Source organism: Flavobacterium sp. T12S277 (assembly GCF_048514875.1).
Taxonomy (GTDB): Bacteria; Bacteroidota; Bacteroidia; order Flavobacteriales; family Flavobacteriaceae; genus Flavobacterium.
Map to the genome: position 1 here is coordinate 1 of NZ_JBLYEG010000074.1, position 831 is coordinate 831.

General features: G+C 32.4%; 1 protein-coding gene. It reads right to left on the reverse strand.

Translation table 11 applies throughout. From position 1 onward, the window contains the following. Positions 1–644 precede the first annotated feature (644 nt). On the reverse strand, positions 645–831 hold a 187-nt coding region (locus ACN1CN_RS22780), incomplete at its 5' end, for a hypothetical protein (protein WP_419137984.1).

Below are 831 nucleotides of genomic sequence, written 5' to 3' on the forward strand. Positions count from 1 at the left end.
TAGATTTTCTCATTCTATAATAGATGTAGGATTGATTATTTGTTTTCAGGTGGATAAAATGTAACTTAACTTTTTCTTCAGTTTTTGTTCGTATGACACCTATTTTACTTACCCAGATACCCTATTAAGTGTAACTGATTATTCCAGTGAAAATGTCTGAGTTATTAAACTGCAACGGATTTTTTTCTTTACTACAAACAAAAGCAAGGCTCCGGATGTTTATTGGAAATTCATGTTCATTAAGGTTGATGTCTTAATTCCCATTACATAGGATGGATTAAGATTGATTTTTATATTCCGTTTGTTCCCTTCGTTGTTTAGTATTCCCCAAGCTTCTATTATGCTTAAGCTCTCAAAATCACTTTTACTAAATCAATCCGGATATTTTTTCTTGTAAAGTATTCTCCATTGTTCTTGAATTTCATCATGAACCCTATAAGGTGATAGATATTCCTAAAACTAAGAGAAAGAAAGGCACGTTGCCCATGGTTCTTTCCAGCTCTCAAAGACTTGATCCATCTTTTTAATTAAATAGCCAGCTTTAATATCCTTTTTGTATAGAAATGCCTCTTGGGCTGTATTGGGAAATTCTCGGATATAGTCTTTATAGAGGCTCTCTAATACATCAGAGTCTTTATTTTTTTTTATAACGATTCAAAAAAAGTATAATATGCACTTAATTCATTTGAGTCGTTTACATGACGATCTTCCCTATTTTCTACCAAAAACAACACTGCATTCAGTTTTTTAAGTATCCGCTGTGGGATGACTGTAATGATCTGCCGTTTTCTGTAGTTCAGTACTAAAATTCTGTTTGGGAGAATTCTAAGA